The sequence below is a fragment of the Kitasatospora sp. NPDC058162 genome, assembly GCF_042884005.1.
Taxonomy (GTDB): domain Bacteria; phylum Actinomycetota; class Actinomycetes; order Streptomycetales; family Streptomycetaceae; genus Kitasatospora.
The window spans coordinates 119,937-140,742 of the sequence record NZ_JBHVUS010000006.1; the positions used below are offsets into that span (position 1 = coordinate 119,937).

The following is a 20,806-nucleotide window of genomic DNA, read 5'->3' on the forward strand; positions in this document are numbered from 1 at the left end:
CCCCCCTCACCGGTCGGTGCCACCAGCCTCACACATGCCACTGACAGTCGTCTCATCCACCCGACAAGCCACAATCGAAAACGCACTCGTGGCCACTTACGTGCATCAAAACGACCTCGATCCGAAGCAGTTCACAACCCTGACTCGGAGATCCGCTGAGCCGTGCGGTTCTCCTCCGGGCCGGCGCCCGGGCGGGTGCTACCTGCCGAGGTGGTCGGCCAGCGTCTCGACGGTGCGGCGGCGCATCGTGTGCATCGACACCGCGGAGCCGTCCGCGAAGTGCAGCCGGAACCGCGCCATCGCCTGCAGTCGCGGCCGCCGCTCCACCCGCAGGACGGCGCTGCGCGGGACGTGCCAGTGCAGCCGGCCGACCTTCCGGACGTCCGGGCCCGAGGTGACGTACGCCGTCCGGCGGTCGGTGACCACCAGCAGCTTGGCGATCGCCGCGCCCTCCACGTGCGGGAAGCTCCGCGCGATGCTGCCCGCCTCCCCGGAGACGGCGCCGATCCGCGCCAGCCTGTTGCCGATCGCCGCCCCGGCGCCGTCCCCGATCCCCTCGGCCCCGGCCACCGGGACCACCCTCGCCACGTCCACCAACTGCTCCCCCGCCTCCAACAGCGGGGCCACGGCCTGGCGGTAGCGGTTCATCAATGCTTCGGTCATGGCGGCCAGAGTAGGGCCTCCCCGGCCGGGGTTCGCCGGAAGGGCCCGCTGACGGACCGGCCGCTGCGGGTCCGTCATACTGGACCTGACCAGGGCGTTCGAGGCCGTGCGCCGGACCGGCCCCGGTGCGCGGGTGGGTGGGTGAGTGGTCCTCGGGAGGGAAGCAGCTGTGGCGGATTCCGGCACGCCCGGGCCCGGGTGCCCGCTGATCGGACGTGAGGGCGACCTGCGGCTGCTCCGCGAACGGCTGCGCCTCGGTGCCGGCGGGGGTGCCCTGCTGCTCTCCGGGGAGGCCGGGGTCGGCAAGAGCGCCGTGCTGGACGCGCTCGCCGCGGCCGCACTCGGCGACGGCGCCCGGGTGCTCCGGGCCTCCGGTGTGGAGTTCGAGGCGCACTGCGGCTACTCGGGCCTCAACCAGCTCCTCTACCCGCACCTGGCCGCCCTGGAGCGGCTGGACGCCCCGCTGCGCGACACCCTGCGGGTGGCGCTCGGCTTCGACACCGGTCCGGCCCCGGAGCACCTCGTGGTGTCCAACGCCGTCCTGCGGCTCCTCCAGGCCGTCGCCGACGGGAGGCCGCTGCTGCTCGTGGTCGACGACCTGCACTGGGTCGACCGGGCCAGCGCCGCGGTGCTCGGCTCCGTGGCCCGGCGGATCCCCGGCCTGGACGTCGGCTTCCTCGCCGCGGCCCGCCCCGGCGAGCTCGACCTCCGGGACGACGGCGCCCTGGCCCTGCCCGTCCACGACCTGCCGCCGCTGGACGACGGGGCCGCCGGCCGGCTCCTCGGCAGCCGCTTCCCCGGTCTCTCCCGCAGCGCGCACCGCCGGGTGCTGGCCGAGGCGGGCGGCAACCCGCTGGCCCTGCTGGAGCTGCCGACCGCCCTGCCGCCCGACGCCGTGGACTGCCCGCCCGTACCGCCCGTCCCCGTCACCCCCCTCGCCGTCTCCTCCCTCGGCCACCGGCTGGAGCGGCTGTTCGGCTCCCGGGTCAGCGGCCTGCCCGCCCCCTCCCGCCGGCTGCTGCTGCTCGCCGCCCTGGAGGGCACCGGCGACCTCGGGGTGCTGCAGGCCGCCGCCCGCCGCGCCGCCGAGGGCGGCGGCCCGGACGACCTCGCGCCGCTCCTCTCGCCGCTGGAGGACGAGCGGCTGGTCCACGTCGAGGAGGGCGGCCGACGGCTGGCCTTCCGTCACCCGCTGATCCGCTCCGCCGTGGTCGGGCAGGCCCCGAGCAGCGCCCGCCGCGCCGCCCACGCCGCGCTGGCCGGCGCCCTGGCCGGGCAGCCCGAGCGCCGTGCCTGGCACCTGGGCAAGGCCACCCTCGAACCGGACGAGGAGGTCGCCGCGCTCCTCGAGCACGCCGCCGGCCTCACCCTGCGGCGCGGCGACGCCGCCGGGGCCATGCGCACCCTGGTCCGCGCGGCCGACCTCACCCCCGAGGGCCCGGACCGCGGCCGCCGCCTCGCCGAGGCGGCCTACCTCGGCGCCGAGTCCACCGGCGCCCTCACCAGCGCCCGCCGGCTCCTCGACCACGCCCGGCAGGCCGCCCCGGTCGGCGACGGCTCGCTGCACTCCGCCACCGCCGCCGCCCTGCTGCTCCTCAACGGCGACGACGACGGCGACCGCAGTGGCCACGGCGACGTGCCCACGGCCCACCGCCTGCTCACCTCCGCCGTCGAAGCGGCGGCCGCCACCCACGGCTACCGCGCCGACGACAAGGCGCTGGTCGACGCCCTGCACGTGCTGGCCGTGCTCTGCTTCTTCGGCGCCGACGAGGCCCTCTGGCAGTCCTACTACCGGGCCGTGGAGCGCCTCACTCCCGGCCCTCCCGCCTTCCTGGCCGTCCTCGGCCGCACCTTCTCCGACCCGGCCCGCACCGGCGCCGCCGCCCACCCCGCGCTCGACGCCCTCACCGCGACGCTGGCCGGCGCGGCCGACCCGGTGCTGACCACCCGGGTCGGCACCGGGGCCCTCTACCTCGACCGCCTCGGCGACGTCCGCGCACCCGCCTGGCAGGTGGTCCGCGCCGGGCGTGACGGCGGCCCGGCCCGGCGCTACCTCTCCGCCCTCATCCACCTCTGCCTGGACGACTACCTCACCGGCGCCTGGGACGAGGCGCTCGACCTCGCCCGGGAGGGCCTGCGCGCCTGCCGGGAGCACGGGTACGACGCCTTCGCCTGGTACTTCCAGTACATCGACGCCATCGTCCTCGGCGCCCGCGGCCGCACCGCGGAGAGCCTCGCCACGGCCCGCGCCGTCATCGACTGGGCCGCCCGCCACCGCGCGCCCTGCGCCGCCCACTACGCGCACCACGCCGCCGCCGTCGCGGCCCTCGGTGCCGGGGACCACGCGCTCGCCCACCGCCACGCCGCCGCCGTCAGCCCGGCCGGCACCCTCGCCTCCCACGCCCCGCACGCCCTCTGGGTGGCCGCCCACCTGGTCGAAGCCGCCGTCCGCGGCGACCGTCTCGAGGAGGCCGCCGCGCACGTGCGCGCGATGCGCGAGAACGGCATCGCCGCCGTCTCCTCCCGGCACGCCATGCTGGTCGAGGCGTCCGCCGCCCTGTGCACCGAGGACGACGAGGAGGCGCTGCGCCTGTTCGCCCGCGCCCTCGACACCCCCGGCGCCGACCGCTGGCGCTTCGACCACGCCCGGGTCCGCCTGGCCCACGGCGAACGGCTGCGCCGGTCCGGGGCCGTCGCCGAGTCCCGGGCGCCGCTGCGCGCCGCCCTCGCGACCTTCGAGGATCTGGGCGCCACGCCCTGGGCCGAACGGGCCAAGTCCGAACTGGGCGCGGCGGGTTGAGCCGTGGACGGACCCGGTACGGCCGTCCCGGTTTGTTCGAAGGCGAGGCAAGGGTAGTCACGGGACGGATCACCCTGAGTGAGCAGCCCACCGCACCCGAACAGCGAGGACCGCGCCATGGCCCCGACCGCCCGCCCCCTGCTCCGCCACCCCCGGCCACCGGGCGTCGACACCCTCCGGCAGACCACCCGCAGCGGCCTCGCCGCCATCCCCGACCCACAGCACCGCGCGATGATCGCGAGCGTGCTCGACTCCGGACTGGTCGACGCGATCATCGCCCGCACCGATGACTTCGACCCGCCCGTCGACCACGCCCAGGCCGCCCGCGACGCCGCCCTGCTCACCGCCGAACTCGCCGCCTTCGGCGTCGACTTCCCGGCCGCCACCATCCGGGACCTCACTCAGATGCGCACCCTGATGGTGCCCATCGCCGACGACGCCCTGGCCCTCGCCCTCGACCGCGTCTGGGTGTTCACCACCAACGTCGACGACGTCTGCTGCCACGACCCGGCCGAGGCGGCGGCCATCCTCCGGGCCGGCCTACTGCCCGGGGAACCGCCGAGCTCGCCCAACACCCGTTACATCCGGCACATGTTCGACGAGCTCGCGCCGTTCTGCGACCCGACCGTGCTCGCCGTCCTCAAGACCTTCTTCCACAATGCGGTCACCGGCCAGTTGATGGAGGCCGAGTTCACCCCGGAGGCGTCCGACGGAGTCGACAGCGACTTCGTCCGCGCCTTCAACGGGTTCTCCCAATTCTGGTTCGCGATGCTGCAGTTCACCGATCCCTGCCTGGCGGCCCAGCATCACCGGGCGTTCTGGGCGGCGGCGCTCAGCTCGTGCGTCGCGTTCCTCAACGACATCAACGACGTGCTGTCCTGCTACAAGGAGGCGGTGCACGGCGCGGACTTCGCCGCCAGTCGGCCGTACCGGCAGGCGGTGAATGAGGGCATCCCCTACCTCACCGCCTACCGGCGCAGCCTGGACGGCGGCCTGGCCGCCCGCCGCCGGATCCTGGACCTCGCCGATGAGCGGCAACGCCCGCACCTGGAGCGGTACATGACCGGCTACGCGTACTGGCACCTGCACTGCCCGCGCTACCGCTGGCAGGACCTCTACCCCGGCCTCAGCGGTAGCGCTTGAGCTCCCGCCGGGCCAGCGAGCGCTTGTGCACCTCGTCCGGGCCGTCCGCGAGGCGCAGGGTGCGGTTGCCGGCCCAGAGTTGGGCGAGCGGGGTGTCCTGGCTGACCCCGGCCGCGCCGTAGGTCTGGACGGCCTTGTCGAGGATCCACTCGACCGTGCGCGGGGTGGCGATCTTGATGGCCTGGATCTCGGTGTGCGCACCCCGGTTGCCGACGGTGTCCATCAGCCAGGCCGTCTTGAGCACCAACAGCCTCAACTGCTCGATGCGGACCCGGGATTCGGCGATCCAGTCCTGCACCACGCCCTGCTCGGCGAGCGGCTTCCCGAAGGCGACCCGCTCGCTCGCCCGGCGGCACATCAGCTCCAGCGCGCGCTCGGCGATGCCGATGGCCCGCATGCAGTGGTGGATCCGGCCCGGCCCGAGCCGGGCCTGGGCGATGGCGAAGCCGCTGCCCTCCTCGTCGATCAGGTTCTCGACCGGGACCCGGACGTCCTCGAACAGCACCTCGGCGTGGCCGCCGTGGTCGGCGTCGTCGTAGCCGAAGACCGTCATGCCGCGCTTGACGGTGACGCCCGGGGTGTCGCGCGGCACGAGCACCATGCTCTGCTGGCGGTGCGGGGCGGCGTCCGGGTTGGTCTTGCCCATCACGATGAACAGCTTGCAGTCCGGGTTCATCGCGCCGGTGATGTACCACTTGCGGCCGTTGATCACGTACTGGTCGCCGTCGCGCTCGATCCGGGTGGCGATGTTGGTGGCGTCCGAGGAGGCCACCTCGGGCTCGGTCATCGCGAACGCGGAACGGATCTCCCCGTCCAGGAGGGGGCGCAGCCAGCGCTCCTGCTGCCCGGCGCTGCCGAACTGGGCGAGCAGCTCCATGTTGCCGGTGTCGGGGGCCGCGCAGTTGAGGGCGGGCGGGGCGAGGTGGATGCTGCGGCCGGTGATCTCGGCGAGCGGGGCGTACTGGAGGTTGGTAAGGCCGGCGCCGTGCTCGCCGGGGATGAACAGGTTCCACAGGCCCTGCTTGCGGGCCTCCGTCTGGAGGTCGGCGACGACGGGCGGGACGGTCCAGGGGGTGCGGTCCGGGTCGGCGAGCTGGGCGGCAAGGACGGGCTCGGCCGGGTAGACGTGGTCGGCCATGAAGGCGAGGAGCTGCTCGCGCAGTTCCTCGGTGCGGGCGTCGTAGGCGAAGTCCATGGTGGTTAGCCCTCCTTGAGGGTGCTGAGGCCGTGCCGGGCGAGGATCGGGGCCATCTCGCCCGCGCGCTCGAAACCGGCGCCCAGGGTGCGGCCCTGCTGGAAGCGGTAGTGGATGCCCTCGGCGATGACGGCGAGCTTGAAGGAGGCGAAGGCCACGTACCAGTCCAGATCGGCGGCCTGACGGCCTGTCAACTCGGCGTAGGAGGTGACGATCTCGTCGGCCTTCGGGAAGCCGGGGGCAGTCATGGCGTCGGGGATGATGCCGCCGCCGACGCCGGCCAGCTCGGTGTACATCACGAGGAGGCCGATGTCGGTGAGCGGGTCGCCGAGGGTGGACATCTCCCAGTCGAGGACGGCGGTGATCGCGTCGGTGTCGTCGACCAGGACGTTGTCGAGCCGGTAGTCGCCGTGGACGAGCGCGGGGGCGGGGGAGGTCGGGAGGCGGTCGGCGAGCAGGGCGTGCAGTCGGTCGAGTGCGGGGAGGTCGCGGCTGCGGGACTTCTCCAGCTGGGTGGACCAGCGGCGCAGCTGGCGCTCCAGGTAGCCCTCGGGGCGGCCGAAGTCGGCGAGGCCGACGTCGGCGGGGTCGATCCGGTGCAGGGCGGCGAGGGTCTCGACGAGGCGGCGACCGAGGGCGGAGACGCGGTCCTCCCCGAGGGCGGCGAGGGCCTTGCGGGAGCGGTGCGCGACGCCGTCGACGTGCTCCATGAGGTACCAGGGGGCGCCGAGGACGTCGGTGCCGTGGTCGATCAGCAGCATGTGGGGGACGGGGACGTCGGTGTCCCGGAGGGCGGACATCACCCGGTGCTCGCGGCCCATATCGTGGGCGGTGGCCAGGACGTGCCCCAGCGGCGGGCGCCGGAGGACCCAGCGGGAGTGCCCATCCGTGAGGACGTAGGTGAGGTTGGAGCGACCCCCCTCGATGAGTTCTGCCCGCAACGGCCCCCGGACGAGACCGGGCAGCTCCCCGTCCAGGTGGGAGCGGAGGCGGGCCAGATCCAGACCGGGCAGGTCAGCGGGGGTCTCGACCATCGGGCGGCTCCAGGGTGGATGGGGGAATCGATGACTAAGCGCTTGCTTAGCATTCAAGAGAAGGAGGGGCCTGTCAATGCCGTGAGCCCCCGGACCAAGATCGGACCGGGGGCTCACGGGAGGCGAAGATCAGATGTCGCCGAACTCGCCGGCGACGGTCGCGGCGATGAAGGACGCCCATGCGGAGGAGGGGAGGATGAGGACTGGCCCCTCCGGATCCTTCGAGTCACGGACGGGAACTACGCCGGCAAGCCCAGAGGCCACCTCGACACACTCACCACCATTGCCGCTGTAGCTCGACTTCACCCACCGAGCCACCTCGACGCAGTTGCCGCCGTTGCCGCTGTAACTGGAAGTCATCCAGACTGCCCCGGTCAGGTTCGGGTAGTCAGTGCCAGTCATGATCGGAACCCCTTCCGGGCCACGCGATTCACCGAGAGCTGTTCGAGGTCAGACCTCGCCGAACTCTCCGGAGACAGTGGCGGCAATGAAGGCCCGCCATGCGTCGACCGGGAAGGCGAGCGCCGGACCCACCGGGTCCTTCGAGTCACGGACCGGGACGATGCCGGGAAAGTCGGGGGAGACCTCCACACAGGAACCGCCGTTGCCGGAGTACGACGACTTGAACCAGGAAGCGCAGGAGAGGTCTAGGCGGGTCATGAGTCAAAGTTCCTTTCGGGCCTTGTGAATCCGGTCGAGGGTCGCAGCTCTGGTCAGCGCTTCCACCTGCAACCGATCGTAGGCCCTTTCCCACATCCTGACCGTGCTCTCTTCCCTTACCACGTAACCCTGAGCAGCGGATTCCGTGTAGCCGATCACAGAACGATCGGCGAACGTCAACAAAGTGACGAAGGAAACGAATGGGGCATGCTCGGCCAAGCTGAACGGGGCGATCTGGAAGATCACATGAGGCCTGGACGCCATGTCAGCCAAGTGGTCGAGCTGCGCAAGCATCGTCTCGACCCCGCCCACCGGGCGCCGAATGGCACTCTCGTCTATCACCGCGTGGATGACGGGCGGCTCCGCCCGCTTGTGTAGCCGCTGCCGCACCAAGAGGAACTTCACTCGCTCCTCAGCCTGGTCAGGCGTGCTGCTTCCTCGCTGGACAGCTGCCGCTTCGATCGCCGACGCGTAGGCCTTCGTCTGGAGGAGCCCAGGAATGACGTTCGGTTCGTAGATCCTGATCTTCGCGGCACGAGCCTCCTGCGCAGCATGCTCCGGGAAGCCCTCCAAGAAGCCCCTCTTGCGCATCCCGACCCAGACCAACTCAAGCGTCTGCCCCGTCCCGAGCGCCCGGTCAGCCTCCCTGACGAACTTTCGGCTGGTGGATTTGCGGCCCGTTTCCACCGCCGAGATGTAGCTGTCCGAGTACCCCATGGCCGCCGCCAGGTCCTGCTGGGTCCAGCCCAGCGCCTCGCGCGAACTGCGGAGCAGCGCGCCGAAGGAGTGTCGCGGAGAGGCCGTTGGATCGAGTTCCCTGCGGTTCACAGCTCACGCCCAATTCCACTTGCAACGCAGACAAGTTGAACGATTCCCGAGCTTAGCGGACAGTGGGCACTAGCGGTAGTCGCAGCACTACAGAGAGGCATGTCCGTTGAACGCCCCCACTGCCCCCGCCATTCCCAAGACCCTGCAGCGGCTCCAGGTGGTCATCTACCTGGCCAAGACCAACTCCGCCTTCCCCGAGCGCGAGTTGAACTCCTGCGAGGCGTACGCCCGCGCCTTCAACTGGGGGATCTCCCTCATCGTCGTGGACGACGAGGCCAACGTCCGCGCGCCCGAGTACCGGCCCATGCTCCAGGCCGCCTTCCGGCAGGTCCTCGACGGGCAGGCCGGGGCGATCCTCATCCCCAGCAAAGCCACCATCTCCCCCATCGACGGGGAGTTCAACGAGTTCGCCCAGCGCGTCGAGAAGGCCGCCGGCTTCATCCAGGTGGCGACCGGCCGATGAGCGACCGCTACGCCATCCTCCCCGCCGACTCCCCGCGCGGCACCCACTACCAGGCCTGGGTCATCCGCGACCGCGCGACCACCGAGTGCGTCAAGGCCCTCCCCCCGGCCGACGAGCCGCTCCGCTTCTACTCCTACGCCCAGGCGCAGGCCTGGGTCCGTACGAACACCCCCGCCGCCTTCGAGGTCCGTCTGATCGACTCCTCCAGCCCCCACTTCCTCCAGATCGACTCCTGGGGCCTCTGGAACCCGGCCCGCCACGAGTACCTCCGCTCCCCCGGCTCCTCCGCCCGCATCCGGCGCTTCTACAGCCCCGAGGACGCCGAGGCCTTCCGACGAACCATCGGCTGATCGGCCGAAAGCCAGGGTGAGCCGACCCCGATCGTGGGCACCCACAACTGCGGGTGCCCACATCGACGACCGCCTCGCCCAGCCGGAAGGGACCACTCATGGTGTCCAGGTTCACCACAGCCATCGCCGCCGCCCTCCTCTCCACCGTCGGCCTCGCCCCGACCGCCACCGCCACCGCCGCGCCCCCACCACCCACCAGCACCGCCGCACAGCTCAGCGCCTACTGGACCCCTGCCCGGCTGGCCGCCGCACTCCCCCTCGACGCCAAGGCCGCCGCTCCCACCGCCGACGGCCCCGGGCCCGGCGAGTTCATCCCCCCGAGCCGGAGCTTCGACGGCATCCCCCAGGCCGGCGCCTTCTTCTGGACGGACGCCACCGGCACCGGCCGCACCTGCAGCGGTTCCGTCGTCCACAGCCCCGGCCGCAACCTGGCCCTGAGCGCGGGCCACTGCCTCAAGGGCTACGCGGGCGGCTCCCCCAAGCGGCACCTGGCGTTCGTCCCGCAGTACCACGACGGGCTCACGCCCCTCGGCGTCTTCCCGGTCCGGACGAACGGCGTCTACGTCGCGCAGGAGTACTACGACCGTGGCGAACACGGGGGCGCCGCCTACGACTTCGGCTTCGCCGTCACCGAGCCCAACCAGGAAGGCGAGTCACTGGAGGACGTCGCGGACTCAGTGCAGCTACTCACCGGCACCGGGTACGTCCACGCCCCTGTCCTCATGATCGGCTACCCGGGCGGCGCCCAGAAGCCCGTGGAGTGCCTGAGCTGGACCACCCGCTGGGCCAGCGACGACCCCGCCGACCCGGGCACCTTCGAACGCATCGCCTGCGAGGGCTTCACCGGCGGCACCTCCGGCGGCCCCATGCTGATCCCCTGGTTCGGCGGCTGGGCCGTGATCGGCCTCATCGGCGGCTACCACACCGGCGGCAACACCCCCCAGGTCTCCTACAGCGCCCCCTTCGACGCCGCCACCCGCGCGCTCTACCGCGCCGCCGTCACCGGCGCACCCCCGGCCGGCCCGGCATCCTGAGCCGAGTCCGGCGCCGGACGGGAGCCTCAGCCCGAGCACCCGTCCGAAAAGTTGTACGACTTCCCGTGCAACCTTTCTTCCTCCCCAGGTCATCGATCAAGGAAGAACCCTGTTCGATCGAACTGTCAGCCGAAGGAAAGGGAATCCGTGCGGACTGCTCGCGGTGCGGTCGTCCTGTTGGCCGTGGGGGTCGTCGCGTCCCTCACGCTCACCACGGGGGACTCCTTCTCGCGGGACAGACCGAACGCCGCCGCCCCCGACCCGGACCCCACCGCCGCCGAGACGAGCGCCGACGGTGCCCCGGCTCCCGCCCCCACCCCGACGCCGACGCCCACCTGGGACGGCCAGGTCCACGTGCTCGGGGACGGCTCCACCTCCTACACCGGCCCGCAGCCCAAGCAGCCGAAGCCGGAGAAGCTGAAACCGGGTGAGAAGCCGCCGCAGTTCGTCGTCTTCTCCTGGGACGGCGCCCTGGAGGGCGACGACCACCTGTTCTCCCGCTTCCGCAAGCTGGGCGCGGACAACAACGCCCAGATGACGTACTTCCTGAGCGGCCTCTACACCCTGCCCAAGTCCAAGCGCACGCTCTACCACCCGCCGCAGCACGACCCCGGCGCCGCCTCGATCGACTACGCGACCGACGCCCACATCAAGGACACCCTGGAGCAGCTGCGCCTCGCCTGGCTGGACGGCAACGAGATCGGCACGCACTTCAACGGGCACTTCTGCGGTTCCAAGGGCGGCGACGACTGGAGCACCGAGGAGTGGAAGAGCGAGCTCGACCAGGCCGTCTCCTTCGTCACCAACTGGAAGACCAACACCGGCTACAAGAACGTGCCGCCGCTGCCCTTCGACTACACCAAGGAGCTGGTCGGCGGCCGCGCCCCATGCCTTCAGGGGCAGAAGAACCTCCTCCCGGCCGAGAAGGCCGCGGGCTTCCGCTACGACGCCAGCTCCCCGGGCGAGTTCCAGGTCTGGCCGGTCAAGAAGGGCGGCATCTGGAACTTCCCGCTCCAGCTGCTGCCCTTCCCGGCCAGGTCCTCCCAGGGCCTGTCGATGGACTACAACTTCCTGGCCGGCCAGTCCGGGGACACCACCAAGGGCGACCCGAAGAAGTACGCCGACTGGGAGAAGGAGGCCCGGGACAGCTACCTCGCCGGCTTCAACCGGGTCTACAACGGCAGCCGCGCCCCGCTGTTCATCGGCAACCACTTCGAGGACTGGAACGGCGGCATCTACATGGACGCCGTCGAGGAGGTGGTGAAGAACGTCTGCCACCAGGACGGCGTCCGCTGCGTCTCGTTCCGCCAGGTCGCCGACTGGCTGGACGCCCAGGACCCGAAGGTCCTCGACAAGCTCCGCCAACTCGACCCCGGCCAGCCGGGCGACTGGTCCCGCCTGGTCAAGTGACCCGCGCTCAGCCCGTACGGCGCGCCAGCGCCAGCACGCTCAGGCCGAACATCAGCACCCCCAGCGGCAGGTGGACCGCCGGGACGTGGGCGATGCCGAGCACGACCTGGACCGAGGCCAGGACCAGGAACCCCGCCGCCTCCCCCACCGGCCGCACCGGCCCGCCGCCCGGCTTCCAGGCCAGCACCGCCGCGAGCAGGTACAGCATCGACGCCCCGTACATCACCCGGGCCCCGACGCCGTGCAGCGTCTCCCCGTAGGAGGTGGTCAGCAGCAGGCCGGCCGAGACCGCCTGGAGGAAGATCGTCAGGGTCTGCAGGGCGATCGCGGCCCGCAGGAGCGGGAAGCCGTGCTGTGTCGTCGTCGGGGTGGTCATCTCGCGGTCCTCTTCTCCGCCCGTGGGCAGTGGATCGGTAGGGTCTCACCAACCCGACGACGCGGGCTCGGGAAAGGTAAGGCGGACGGATGGCGACGGCAGCGGCGGACACCGACGGGGCGGCCGGCGAGCGGCGCCAACTGCTCAACGTCGCCTACCGGTTGCTCGGATCGCTGACCGAGGCCGAGGACGCCGTGCAGGAGGCGTACACGCGCTGGTACGCCCTCCCGGCGGGCCGGCGGCAGGAGGTGCTGGCCCCCGGCGCCTGGCTGACCACCGTCACCGGCCGCGTCTGCCTGGACGTCCTGGGCTCGGCCCGGGCCCGGCGGGAGCGCTACGTCGGCGCCTGGCTGCCCGAACCGCTGCCCGGTCCCGGCCGCCACCCCTCCAGCGCCTACGCCACCGGCTCTGCCGACACCGCAGACCTCGCCGACCGGATCGTCCTGGACGAGTCCGTGGAGATGGCCTTCCTGGTCGTCCTGGAGTCGATGACCCCCGCCGAGCGGGTGGCCTTCGTCCTGCACGACGTCTTCCGCTACTCCTTCGCCGAGATCGCCGCCGTCCTCGACCGCACCCCGGCGGCCTGCAAGCAGCTGGCCTCCTCCGCCCGCCGCCGGGTCGGCGCCGCACCGGCCCCGGTGACGCCGGCCGTGCGGGCCGACACCGTACGGCGGGTCAAGGAGGCCTGGCAGAGCCGGGACATCGCGGCCCTGGTCGCCGTCCTCGACCCGGCCGCCGTGATGACCGCGGACGGCGGCGGCCTGGTGGGCACCGTGCTGCGCCCGGTCGAGGGCGGCGCGCTGATCGCCCAGTACATGCTGGCCGTCGCCGACCGGGCCCCGGGCATGGAACTGCTGGAGTGCCCGGTCAACGGCGCGCCGGGCCTGGTGGCCCGACGCGCCGGCGCCGTGCTGACGGTGGCCTCCTTCTTCCTCGCCCCGGACGGCCGGGTCGCCCGGATCTGGGTGGTCCGCAACCCGGAGAAGCTCCGCCCGTGGGCCCGCTGAGCGGCGGTCGGGCGGCTACTGGCCGGCGGTCTTCATGAACGACGCCCAGACCCGGCCCGGCAGTTCGGAGTCCAGGGTGTCCGGGGCGGCTCCGCCGACCCCCTCCAGCGACAGCAGCTTCATGTCCTTGAGGTCCGCCCGGAAGACGGTGACCGCCGTCGACAGCTGCCCGTTGTAGCCGACGGTCCAGCCCGCGGTGCGGTCCGGGGTGGTGCCGGGCTTCGCGGCCAGGCCCGGGCCGGCCGCCGCCAGCGCCTGGGCGCTGCCGCCGCGGACCGCGCCCTTGAGCGCCGTGTCCACGTCGGCCGCCACGGCCGCGGGCAGGGCCTGCACGGCGGTGGGCAGGCGCAGGTCGACGGGGGCGCCGTTGCGGGTGACGCCCAGGACGGAGTACGGGTCGGTGTGGCTGCCGCCGGCGGCGAAGGCGGCGAAGGCGTCGGCGGCGCGGATCGGGCTCGGGGTGGAGTTGCCGACGCCGAAGGCGGGCACCAGTTCGCCCATGCTGTCGGGGAGCAGCCCGAGGGCCGCCGCGGTCTGCTGCACCTTGTCGAGGCCGACGTCCATGCCGAGCTGCATCATCGGCCCGTTGACGGACTGTTCGACCGCGCTCCGCAGGCTGACCTGGCCCCAGTTGCGCTTGCCGTCGTTGGCGGTCTTCACGATCTTCCCGTCCCGCCCCCAGTACGGCCCCTCCGGGGTCATCACGTTGACGCCGTTGTCGCCGTCGTAGGTGGTGCCGGGCGTCACCGGGGTCCGGTTGCCGCCGCGCCGGCGCTGCACGCCCTGGTCGAGCCCGGCGGCGTACACCAGCGGGGTGAAGGCCGAACCCATCGGCACGGTCGAGGCGTTGGCGTTGTTGAAGCCCTGCTTGCGGTAGTCGGGGCCGCCGTAGAGCGCGACGATCCGCCCGTCGAGGGTGACCGAGGCGGCGCCGACCTTGAGGAGCTTGTCGGCCTCGCGGTTGTCCGGGTCGAGGCCCTTGGTGGCCTCCTGGACGGCCGCGGCCAGGGCGTTGACCTTGGCCTTGTCGAAGGTGGTGCGGATCTGGTAGCCGCCGAGGTCGAACTGGGCCGGGGTGATGTCGCTGTGGCTCTCCACGAAGCTCCTGGACAGGTCGACCAGGTACCCGATCTGCCCGCTGAGCCCTGCCGCCTTGGGCGGCGTCCGGGGCTCGGGGAACACCGTGTACCGGGCCCGCTCGGCGGCGGAGAGCTTGCCGGTGGTGACCATCCGGTCCAGGATCCAGGACCACCGCTCCACGGCCCGGTCGTGGTTGTCGGCGCTCAGCGCCGGGTCGTACTGCCCGGCCCCCTTCAACAGGGCGGCCAGGAAGGCCCCTTCGCTGGGGTCGAGCTGCGACACGTCCTTGCCGTAGTAGGCGGCCGCGGCGCGCTCGATGCCGTAGCTGCCGCGCCCGAACCAGCTGGTGTTCAGGTAGCCGGCCAGGATGTCCTGCTTGCTCATCCGCTGGCCCAGCTTGACCGCGATGACCATCTCGCTGAGCTTACGGGAGACGTCCTGGCGCTGGTTCAGGTAGATGTTCTTGACGTACTGCTGGGTGATGGTCGAGCCGCCCTGGGTGTCGCCGCCGGTGGCCATCTCGTAGACGGCGCGGCCGATGCCGCTGACGGAGACCCCCGGGTCCGAGTAGAAGGTCTCGTTCTCGGCGGACAGCACTGCCCACTGCACGGACTCCGGAACCTGGCCCAGCGGCACCTCCTGCCGGTTGGTCTCGCCGATCCGGGCCATCTCGGTGCCGTCCGCCCAGTAGTAGACGTTGTTCTGCTGGGTGGCGAAGGCGTTCAGGTCCTCCGGGACCTCGGTGGTCGCGTAGAACCAGCCCATCAGGGCGGTCAGCGCCGCCATCCCGAGACCGGTCGTCAGGAGCAGCTGCCGCCACGAGGGGAGCCAGCGGCGGACCCCGCGCCGCCCGCGCCGCGGGTAGTCGATCCGCCGCAGCGGACCCCACCGTCGGCGTCCGGGCTTCTCCTCCTCGGCCTGCCCGGCTTGCCCGCCCTGCCCGGCTTGCCCGCCCTGCTCGGCTTCGCCACCCCGCTGTGCACGCATCCGGTCTCCGATCTCCTGGGACGTCCCCCTCCACTCCGTTAGACGCCTTATCGGCCCTCCTCCGGACGGGCGAAACGGGTGTGATCATGCTCATATCGGGAAGGGGAACCCTTTCAGGTCCGATCCAGAGCACGGACACCGCAGCGTCCAACGGGCCGTCCGACGGGCCGTCCGACCCCGCGCCGCCTGCGGCCTACCGCCACAATGTCGCCATGAGGTTGATCCACACCCTGCTCGGCGTGCTGCTGCTCCTGCTCGTCGTGGGCAGCATCCTGCGCACCCTGGTGGTCCCCCGGGGGCTCTACTCGGCCCTGGTGTTCCGGCTCTGGGCCGTGCTGCGCACCACGCTGCGGCTGTGGGCCGCGCCCTTCGGCACCTACCGGGCCCAGGACCGCGCACTGACCTGGCTGGCGCCGCTGGTGCTGCTCGGCATGCTCACGGTGTGGCTCAGCGGGATGCTGGTCGCCTACACCCTGCTGCTGCACGGCACCTCGGAACTCAGCTGGTCGGTGTCCATCCGGGAGGCCGGATCCAGCCTCTTCACCCTCGGGTACGCGAGCGGCGAACGGCTCCAGCTCTCCGCGATCGACTTCATGGCCGCCGCCAGCGGCCCGCTGGTGATCGCCCTGCAGATCGCCTACCTGCCCACCCTGTACGCGGCCTACCAGCGGCGCGAGACCGAGGTGACGCTGCTGCAGTCCCGGGCCGGCGAGCCCGCCTGGGGCCCGGAGCTGCTCGCCCGTCAGTCCCTGGTCGACACCGAGACCGCGCTCCCCCAGCTCTACCGCGACTGGGAGCGGCTGGCCGCCGACATCGGCGAGAGCCACTCCAACTACCCGGTGCTGCTGGCCTTCCGCTCCCCCCAGCCGAACCGCAGCTGGGTGGTCGGGCTGATCGCGGTGATGGACGCCGCCGCCCTCCACCTCGCCCTCTGCCCGCGCTCGGCCCCGCCCGAGGCCCGGCTGGTGGTCCGGGCCGGCTTCACCGCGATGCGCGACATCGGCCGCGCGCTGCGGATCGACTTCGACGCCGACCCGGACCCGGACACCCCGATCCGGCTCACCTACGCCGAGTACCTGGGCGCCGTCGCGATGATCACCGCGGCGGGTTTCCCACGCGAGCGCCCGACCGAGGACGCCTGGCGGCACTTCCGCGGCTGGCGGGTCAACTACGAGGCGCTCGCGTACGAGCTGGCCCGGCGCGGCGACGCCGTCCCTGCCCTGTGGACCGGCCCGCGCGACTTCCACGCCCCGGTCATCCCCCCGGCCCGGCCGACCGACCGCCGGCCGGAGTCCTCCGCGCCCGGGCTGCCGCCCGCCTGAAAACAACTGGAGCCGCCGGAACGGGTCGGGTACGCTCGAACGCAGTACGTGCCGATCAGAGCAGTCAGAGCAGAGAGAGTGGGGAGGTGGGGTCGATGACCGCGTCCAGAGCCGCCGTGCGCAGCGTCCGGGTCTCCCTCACGTCCCGGGCCGCGGCCTGACCTCGCCCTGTCCTGCCCCGCCGGGAGCGTGAGCTCGCGGGGCGTCACACGTACCCCCTTCAGGAACGGAACCCCCGTACCGCCATGCGCAACTGGATCACCCGCGCCGAGACCGGCGCCGACATCCCGACCGTCCACGCCCTCAACGCCGCCGCCTTCGGCACCCCGGCCGAGGCCGACCTCGTCGACGCGCTGCGCGCCGACCCGGCCTGGATCGAGGGCCTGTCCCTCGTCTCCACCGACGCCTCCGGCACCGTCGTCGGCCACGCCCTGCTGACCCGCTGCCACATCGGCGACGTCCCGGCCCTGTGCCTGGCCCCGTGCGCCGTCCTCCCCGCGTACCAGCGGACCGGCGCCGGCTCCGCCGCCGTCCGGGCCGCCCTCGCGGCAGCGCGCGAGCTGGGCGAGCGCCACGTCGTCGTCCTCGGGCACCCGGACTACTACCCCCGGTTCGGCTTCACCCGGGCCTCCGCCCACGGCATCGGCCTGACCATCGACGTCCCGGACGAGGCCCTGATGGCCCTCGCACTCGACGCCGACCACCCGCTGCCCGCCGGCACGGTCCGCTACGCGGCACCGTTCGGCATCTGACCCACCCCCTGCCGTCGGCCGGCCGGCGCTCAGCCGAGCGTCGGCCGGTCCGGCAGGGCCCAGCCGGCGGGCGGGGTGAAGTCCCGGTGGGTCCCGTCGAAGGGGAACGCCCCCGCCTCGACCAGCCGTGCCACCGCCTCACCGGCCGCCCTGACCGCACGGGCCTCGGCGGCGCTCCAGTACGCCGGGTGCCCGGTCTTGGCGGCGAAGGACTCCTCGTCCTTCCAGCGCCACCGACGTTCGGCGTCCACCTCCAGGTCCAGCTCCAGGTCGTGGACGTCGATCTCCTCACCCCGGTACTCGCGGCGCTCCAGGTTCACGTACCAGTGCGAGAAGCCGGTGCCGGGCTTGAAGATCCACCAGATCGCGTACGGCTCGCCGGCCGGCTGGTGGATCAGCGCGCTCACCGCGTCCCACTCGCCGGGCACCAGCGGATAGCCCCTGACGGGGTGGCTCTCCGGTGGGATGTCCCGGATGTGCCGACCGCCGGGCAGCTCGGCCTTCCACAGTGGTGAGCCGGCCGCCAGCCAGAGCAGCAGCCCGTCCGGACCGCATTCGACCACCCGCATCGGCAGGCAGCTGGTCAGCTGCCCGCCGAAGTGGAAGTTCCAGCGCAGCACCGTCCCCGGGGCGTGGTCCACGGGCCTCACACCTCCACCGGGCCGCCGACGGCCAGGGAGCGCTCGGCGCCCGCCAGGATCTCCACCACGCGCAGGCCGAAGTCCGCCCCGCAGGGGTGCGGCTCGCCCGTGGCGGCGGAGGCCAGCAGGGCGTCCACCGCCCGGTGCAGGGCCGCCGTCGGGCCCTCACCGCGCTCGGGCAGCTGAGCCACCCCGTGCTCGCCGCGCAGCTCCATCGCGACGCCGCCGCCCGCGCGCGGGGCGGTGAGGCTCAGCGCCAGCGTGCTGGAGGCGCCGCCGGTGTGCCGGAGCACCAGGTGGACGGTGTCCAGCGGCCCGGCGACGGCCGTGACCTCGGTCGCGTCGCCCAGCACCGGCAGCAGGACGGACAGCGCGTGCGGGCCGACGTCCCACAGCGCGCCCTTGTCCCGGCGCCAGGGCGAGGCCGCGTACGGGCTGGTGCTGCCCGGGGCGAAAACGGAGCCGAGCCAGTCGGAGCGGCCGGTGAACCAGCCGCCGAGCTCCGTGTGCCGCTCGATCCACGGGATCTGCTCGCCGCCGAAGCGGACGGTGAAGAACACCACGGAGGCGACGCCGTGCCCGCGCACCGCCTCGGCCACCGCCCGGGCGTCCGGCACGGTGAACGCGACCGGCTTGTCCAGCAGCAGGTGGCAGCCGGCCCCGGCGGCCCGGACCGCGAGCCCGGCCTGGACGGACGGCGGCAGGGCGATCGAGACGGCGTCCACCTCGGCCAGCAGTCGGTCGAGGTCGCCGTACCCGGGCACGCCGTGGGCGGCGCCGAGCGCCTCGGCGGCCTCCGGTCGGCGGCCCCAGACGCCGGTGAACTCCAGCCCGGGGTGCTCGGCGAGCACGGGTGCGTGCACCCGCTCCGCCCAGGTGCCGGTGCCCAGCAGTCCGATCCGCACGATGTCTCCGTTCCTCGGTGTGCCGCGCGGGCCGAGCGCCCGGCTGCCGCAGCCGGGCGCGTTCCCGCAGGTCGGCCCCGAGCGTATCGGCCGGTCGGCTCCGCCCGCCGGGGCCGCTCCACGGCGGAGCCGGCCGTGCCGCGGACATCGTGACGCGGAAGAGCCGACCCGCGGCCAGGCCGCGGGTCGGCTCGTGCACGGCCGCTCCCGGTGGGCGGCCCTGCGGTGTCACTCGGCGGCGGGAGCCTTCACGGCCGCGCCGGCCTCGGCGGCGGCCTTGGCCGCCTCCTCCGCCTCGATCTTGGCGTGGGTCTTGGCCGCCCGGCGCTTCATCACCCAGGCCGAGATCGCCCCGATCACCACGGCGGCCGCCAGGCCCGCCCAGGAGAACCGGGACAGCCAGGGCTCAATGGCCTTGCCGACCTTGTAGACCAGCAGCGTCGTACCGCCGGCCCAGATCACGCCGCCCAGCACGTTGGCGATCAGGAACTTCCAGTACGGCATCTTCAGCGCGCCCGCGAGCGGGCCGGCGAAGATGCGCAGCAGGGCGATGAAGCGGCCGAAGAAGACCGCCCACATGCCCCACTTCTGGAAGGAGCGCTCGGCGGTGGCCAGGTGGGCGGGCCCGAAGTGCTTGGGGAACTTCCGTCCGAGCTTCTCGAACAGCGGCTTGCCCCCCTTGCGGCCGATCGAGTAGCCGATCGAGTCGCCGATGATCGCGCCCGCGATCGCGCAGGCCGCGATCCCCCACGGGCTGACCACACCCTTGACCGCCATCAGGGACGCCGTGACCAGCGCGATCTCGCCGGGCAGCGGGATGCCCAGCGATTCGATCCCGATGATCAGGCCGATCAGGGCGTACACCGCCGTCGGTGGGACGCTCTCGATCCAGGCGTCGATGTGCAAGGCCAGTACCTCCGTGGCAGGTCGGGCCGGGGCCGGCTCCCCGTGGAGCCGCACGCCCGTCCCGGCGGTTGTCCGATGGCGGCACCCTGGCCGCTCCCCCCGGGGCGCAGCCTAACGTGCCGGGCGGCCCGTCCCCCTGGCCGATCACCCGTCGTTACGACGTACGTCCCGGCACCCATAGTTCCAGGCTGACCAGCATTTCTTCAAGATTCGGTAAAACGCAGTGCGACGACCGACGGTCGCTGCTTGATCGCGCGCGCGAGCGGCAGCAGGGCCCGCAGCAGTCCGCGCCCGCCCTCCGGGTACACCTCGCGCACGTCGGTGACCGCCGAGTGCGCCTGTGCCAGCTGGTCCAGCTCGTCGGCGTCCATGCCGAAGGGCATCGGCGGCGTCTGGTAGTACCGGTCCCGCAGCTTCCCCGCTACCGCCCGGCGGCCGGCCCAGCGCGGCACCGCGTCCAGCACCAGCGCGCCGCCCGGGAAGCGCTCGGCGCAGGCGGCGATCAGCTCGCGGACCTCGGTCGGCCGCAGGTACATCAGCAGGCCCTCGGTGGTGATCAGCACGCCGCGGGCCGGGTCCGGGTCGACCTCGTCCATCCAGCGCGGGTCGGTGGCCGAGCAGGCGAGGATCCGGTGCCGCTCGTCCGGCGGCAGCAGCCGCTCCCGCAGCCGCGCCGTCTCGGGCAGGTCGACCGACAGCCAGCTCGCCCGGCCGTTGTCCACCCGCCAGGCCTGGGTCTCCAGCCCGTCGCCGAGGCCGACCACCGTGCCCCGCGGGTACCGGTCCAGGAAGTCCGCGACCTCCCGGTCGAAGCAGGCCGCCCGCAGCGCCTGCAGCTGGCTCACCAGCGGCGCCTCCCCGAAGCGCTCCGCAAACGGGAAGTCGATCCGCCCCACCAGCCCGACCGCCACCGGGTCGTGCAGCACCGCGTCGGGCCGCCGGGCCTCCACCGCCCGGTGCCACAGCGTCCACAGCGCCGTCTCCGGCACCTGCCCCAACTCCGGCCGTTCCCCGCCGCCGCTCATTCGCTCACTCCTTCGGACGTGCACCGCGCTCCGGCATGAACCCGCCGATTCTGACACCCGCCCCGCACCGCCTTCTCCGGCGACGCGCCGCGCGGCGGCGGCCCGTCCGCGGCCCGTCCGCGGCGCTGCGTCAGTGGCGTCAGTGGCGGAACACTCCAAGATCGACTCGTGATCGTTGTGCCCGGTGACGGCCCCGGGGCCGGTCCGTGCTGTCCCAGACTGGCA

Annotated in this window: 21 protein-coding genes; 9 read left to right on the plus strand and 12 right to left on the minus strand. The window is 72.9% G+C overall.

The features are described from left to right. Positions 1-198: 198 nt before the first annotated feature. Positions 199-663 carry a hypothetical protein gene (locus tag ACFVXG_RS14330; protein ID WP_387927375.1) on the minus strand — a complete coding sequence of 155 codons (465 nt, stop codon included), beginning with the start codon at positions 661-663 and terminating at the stop codon, positions 199-201. A 169-nt stretch (positions 664-832) separates the two neighbouring features. Here ACFVXG_RS14330 and ACFVXG_RS14335 point away from each other — a divergent pair, with 169 nt between their 5' ends. Further along, on the plus strand, positions 833-3,463 hold the full coding sequence (locus tag ACFVXG_RS14335) for an AAA family ATPase (protein WP_387927376.1): 2,631 nt from the start codon (positions 833-835) through the stop codon (positions 3,461-3,463). A gap of 78 nt (positions 3,464-3,541) precedes the next feature. Next, entirely contained in the window at positions 3,542-4,606 is a 1,065-nt protein-coding gene (locus ACFVXG_RS14340) for a hypothetical protein (RefSeq protein ID WP_387927378.1), read from the plus strand. Here the strand turns inward: ACFVXG_RS14340 and ACFVXG_RS14345 are convergent. From ACFVXG_RS14345 to ACFVXG_RS14365, 5 genes are all read right to left on the minus strand, one after another. After that, positions 4,590-5,801, minus strand: a complete 1,212-nt coding sequence (locus ACFVXG_RS14345) for an acyl-CoA dehydrogenase family protein (protein WP_387927380.1) — start codon at positions 5,799-5,801, stop codon at positions 4,590-4,592. The two genes, ACFVXG_RS14340 and ACFVXG_RS14345, sit on opposite strands and share 17 nt — an antisense overlap. 5 nt (positions 5,802-5,806) lie before the next feature. Then, positions 5,807-6,835 carry a phosphotransferase family protein gene (locus ACFVXG_RS14350; protein ID WP_387927381.1) on the minus strand — a complete coding sequence of 343 codons (1,029 nt, stop codon included), beginning with the start codon at positions 6,833-6,835 and terminating at the stop codon, positions 5,807-5,809. 129 nt (positions 6,836-6,964) lie between these two features. Then, the gene (locus ACFVXG_RS14355; protein WP_387927383.1) at positions 6,965-7,237 is read right to left on the minus strand and encodes a DUF397 domain-containing protein; all 273 of its coding nucleotides are present in this window, start codon (positions 7,235-7,237) and stop codon (positions 6,965-6,967) included. Positions 7,238-7,285: 48 nt separating this feature from the next. Further along, positions 7,286-7,495 (minus strand): DUF397 domain-containing protein, encoded by a 210-nt coding sequence (locus tag ACFVXG_RS14360; protein ID WP_387927385.1) that lies wholly within the window; start codon positions 7,493-7,495, stop codon positions 7,286-7,288. Positions 7,496-7,498: 3 nt separating this feature from the next. Beyond that, the gene (locus tag ACFVXG_RS14365) at positions 7,499-8,323 is read right to left on the minus strand and encodes a Scr1 family TA system antitoxin-like transcriptional regulator (RefSeq protein WP_387927387.1); all 825 of its coding nucleotides are present in this window, start codon (positions 8,321-8,323) and stop codon (positions 7,499-7,501) included. A gap of 106 nt (positions 8,324-8,429) precedes the next feature. On the opposite strand from ACFVXG_RS14365, the gene ACFVXG_RS14370 reads away from it, so the two are divergent. The 4 genes from ACFVXG_RS14370 to ACFVXG_RS14385 all read left to right on the plus strand — a co-directional run bounded on the left by ACFVXG_RS14370 (position 8,430) and on the right by ACFVXG_RS14385 (position 11,580). After that, a complete protein-coding gene (locus ACFVXG_RS14370) occupies positions 8,430-8,786 on the plus strand; it encodes a hypothetical protein (protein ID WP_387927389.1) in 357 nt (118 codons plus the stop codon). Next, positions 8,783-9,136: a hypothetical protein gene (locus ACFVXG_RS14375; RefSeq protein ID WP_387927391.1), complete on the plus strand. Its 354-nt coding sequence runs from the start codon at positions 8,783-8,785 to the stop codon at positions 9,134-9,136. Before ACFVXG_RS14370 ends, ACFVXG_RS14375 begins: the two co-directional genes overlap by 4 nt. A 98-nt stretch (positions 9,137-9,234) precedes the next feature. Beyond that, positions 9,235-10,170 (plus strand): trypsin-like serine peptidase, encoded by a 936-nt coding sequence (locus tag ACFVXG_RS14380; protein ID WP_387927392.1) that lies wholly within the window; start codon positions 9,235-9,237, stop codon positions 10,168-10,170. 147 nt (positions 10,171-10,317) lie between these two features. Continuing rightward, positions 10,318-11,580 (plus strand): hypothetical protein, encoded by a 1,263-nt coding sequence (locus ACFVXG_RS14385; protein ID WP_387927393.1) that lies wholly within the window; start codon positions 10,318-10,320, stop codon positions 11,578-11,580. 7 nt (positions 11,581-11,587) lie between these two features. Here ACFVXG_RS14385 and ACFVXG_RS14390 read toward each other — a convergent pair whose 3' ends face one another. After that, positions 11,588-11,956, minus strand: coding sequence for a hypothetical protein (locus tag ACFVXG_RS14390; RefSeq protein WP_387927395.1), 369 nt, complete (start codon positions 11,954-11,956; stop codon positions 11,588-11,590). Between the two features lie 89 nt (positions 11,957-12,045). Here ACFVXG_RS14390 and sigJ point away from each other — a divergent pair, with 89 nt between their 5' ends. Continuing rightward, entirely contained in the window at positions 12,046-12,963 is a 918-nt protein-coding gene (gene sigJ, locus ACFVXG_RS14395) for an RNA polymerase sigma factor SigJ (protein WP_387927396.1), read from the plus strand. Between the two features lie 15 nt (positions 12,964-12,978). Here sigJ and ACFVXG_RS14400 read toward each other — a convergent pair whose 3' ends face one another. Then, the gene (locus ACFVXG_RS14400) at positions 12,979-15,030 is read right to left on the minus strand and encodes a transglycosylase domain-containing protein (protein WP_387927398.1); all 2,052 of its coding nucleotides are present in this window, start codon (positions 15,028-15,030) and stop codon (positions 12,979-12,981) included. Between the two features lie 212 nt (positions 15,031-15,242). Between ACFVXG_RS14400 and ACFVXG_RS14405 the strand changes: the two genes are divergently transcribed. Both ACFVXG_RS14405 and ACFVXG_RS14410 read left to right on the plus strand, forming a co-directional pair. Further along, positions 15,243-16,352, plus strand: a complete 1,110-nt coding sequence (locus ACFVXG_RS14405) for a hypothetical protein (protein WP_387927399.1) — start codon at positions 15,243-15,245, stop codon at positions 16,350-16,352. Positions 16,353-16,597: 245 nt separating this feature from the next. Then, entirely contained in the window at positions 16,598-17,104 is a 507-nt protein-coding gene (locus ACFVXG_RS14410; RefSeq protein ID WP_387927401.1) for a GNAT family N-acetyltransferase, read from the plus strand. Between the two features lie 29 nt (positions 17,105-17,133). Here ACFVXG_RS14410 and ACFVXG_RS14415 read toward each other — a convergent pair whose 3' ends face one another. The 4 genes from ACFVXG_RS14415 to ACFVXG_RS14430 all read right to left on the minus strand — a co-directional run bounded on the left by ACFVXG_RS14415 (position 17,134) and on the right by ACFVXG_RS14430 (position 20,581). Then, positions 17,134-17,745, minus strand: a complete 612-nt coding sequence (locus tag ACFVXG_RS14415; RefSeq protein ID WP_387927403.1) for a DUF402 domain-containing protein — start codon at positions 17,743-17,745, stop codon at positions 17,134-17,136. 5 nt (positions 17,746-17,750) lie between these two features. Further along, positions 17,751-18,650, minus strand: a complete 900-nt coding sequence (locus ACFVXG_RS14420) for a Gfo/Idh/MocA family protein (protein ID WP_387927404.1) — start codon at positions 18,648-18,650, stop codon at positions 17,751-17,753. Between the two features lie 228 nt (positions 18,651-18,878). Then, the gene (locus tag ACFVXG_RS14425; protein WP_387927405.1) at positions 18,879-19,556 is read right to left on the minus strand and encodes a DedA family protein; all 678 of its coding nucleotides are present in this window, start codon (positions 19,554-19,556) and stop codon (positions 18,879-18,881) included. Between the two features lie 203 nt (positions 19,557-19,759). Then, positions 19,760-20,581 carry a class I SAM-dependent methyltransferase gene (locus tag ACFVXG_RS14430; protein ID WP_387927407.1) on the minus strand — a complete coding sequence of 274 codons (822 nt, stop codon included), beginning with the start codon at positions 20,579-20,581 and terminating at the stop codon, positions 19,760-19,762. Between the last annotated feature and the right edge of the window lie 225 nt (positions 20,582-20,806).